Source organism: Streptomyces solincola, assembly GCF_002982015.1.
GTDB lineage: Bacteria > Actinomycetota > Actinomycetes > Streptomycetales > Streptomycetaceae > Streptomyces > Streptomyces solincola.
Window position 1 is genome coordinate 1 of record NZ_PVLV01000646.1, and the last position, 1,846, is coordinate 1,846.

2 protein-coding genes are annotated in these 1,846 nt (G+C 73.0%); one reads left to right on the forward strand and one right to left on the reverse strand.

Annotation, left to right across the window (positions count from 1 at the left end):
- Positions 1-323 precede the first annotated feature (323 nt).
- Positions 324-725 carry an SsgA family sporulation/cell division regulator gene (locus C6N75_RS28715; RefSeq protein WP_256104532.1) on the reverse strand — a complete coding sequence of 134 codons (402 nt, stop codon included), beginning with the start codon at positions 723-725 and terminating at the stop codon, positions 324-326.
- A 151-nt stretch (positions 726-876) separates the two neighbouring features.
- Here C6N75_RS28715 and C6N75_RS28720 point away from each other — a divergent pair.
- Positions 877-1,846: D-alanyl-D-alanine carboxypeptidase family protein (locus C6N75_RS28720; protein ID WP_105871773.1), on the forward strand; the 970-nt coding region annotated here is incomplete at its 3' end.

A 1,846-nucleotide genomic window follows, 5' to 3' on the forward strand; every position in this document is an offset into this window, starting at 1 on the left:
CCCCGCGAGCCCGGCCGGATCCACGCCGTCCACCCCGGCCATCAGCCCACCCCCGTACCGCACGTACCGCACGCACCGCGCCGCCGACTCGCGCCGGGCCGCCTGACACCCGGTTAGGTTAACCTCACCTGACTGCCGATCAGCGCGCCCACCCCGAACTCCCCCTCCGAGCCACCGGGATGCCCTGCCGCCGCACACATGTCCGACTGTCGAAAAAAGATGTCCCGGTTTGCCGCGTATCGGATGGAGCACCCGTATCCGTACGAGATCCCTACGAGCACCGCGAAGGAGGAGAAGCCGGATGAAGCAGACGGAGCCGGCGCTCAGCCCGCCGCCAGCAGCTCCGCCAGGAACACGTCCAGCTCGTCCAGGTTCTCCTGCCCGGCCGGAACGGCCGCGTAGGAGGCAGCGAGGAAGCGCTCCAGCGACGGCGCCCACACCGAGAAGACGGTCTCACCCAGCAGCTCGATGCACAGCTCCTGGCGGCTGCCGTTGAGCGAGGGCCACATCCGCACATCGCCCTCGCCGACCGGGCCGCGCATCCCGTCCCAGAGCATGTCCCGGTCCAGCCGCCACTCGGCGTAGACGCAGCCGCCGTGGGTGAAGCCGACGATCACCGCGTACGGGTCGCGGGCGTCGTACGTCAGATGGGCGAGCACGGGCACCTCGTGCCCTTCGGCGGAGACCAGGCGCATGAAGACCTTGTCGCGCTGGACGGGAGTCATCTCGTCCTCCATGAGTGGGGGAGATCGGGCAGGAAAGCGACTCCTTCCCGGTGCCCGCGCCCACGCGCCCCATGCGGAGGTTCACCCGTGTGTACTCCGTCCGGCCGCGTCTCACCGCGCGCGGCGGCCCGGGCGTTCTTAACGTGACTGAATGATCGTCAGTTCGTTCGCCGCCGCCGCGCTGCCCGCCGTACTGCTGCTCGCCCCCGCCGCGCCCCGGCCCGTGGAGCCGATGGAGCCGATGCCGCCGCGCCCCGCCGCGGCGGTCGGCGCCGCGCTGCTGCACCGCCCCGGCACCCACGTCCGGGTGCCGCCCGGCGTCGCCGGCCCGCCCGCGGTGACGGCGAGGTCCTATCTCGTCGCCGACGCGCGCAGCGGCGACGTGCTGGCCGCCCGGGACGCCCACGCGCAGCTGCCGCCCGCCTCCACCCTCAAGGCGCTGTTCGCGCTGACCGCGCTCCCCGGGCAGTCCCCCGAACGGCGGCACACCGTCAGCGAGCACGAACTGCGCGGCGTCGGCGACGGCTCCAGCCTGGTCGGCGTCCGCGAGGAGGTCACCTACAAGCTGGCCGACCTGTGGCGGGGGGTCTTCCTCAGCTCCGGCAACGACGCGGTGCGGGTGCTGGCCGGTCTGAACGGCGGCTGGGAGCGCACCGCCCGCGAGATGGAGGCCAAGGCCCGCTCCCTCGGCGCCCTCGACACCCGGGTGAAGTCCCCCGACGGCTACGACACCGAGGGCCAGGTCTCCTCCGCGTACGACCTGGCCGTCTTCGGCCGCGCCGGACTCCAGAACCCGGACTTCGCCCGCTACGCCGCCACCGCCGAGGCCGACTTCCCCGGCGGCGGCTGGTCCTACGGCATCCGCAACACCAACCGCCTGCTCACCGGCGACGACGGCGTGGGCCGCTACCCCGGCGTCCTCGGCATCAAGAACGGCTACACCACCAACGCCGGCCACACCCTGATCACCGCCGCCCGGCACGGCTCCCGCACCCTGGTCGTCACGGTCATGAACCCCCGCAGCGGCGGCGCCTTCGACGTCTACGACGAGGCCCGCCGGCTCCTGGACTGGGGCTTCGCCGCCGCTGCGGGGGTTCATGACCGTGACGACCAGGGTGCGG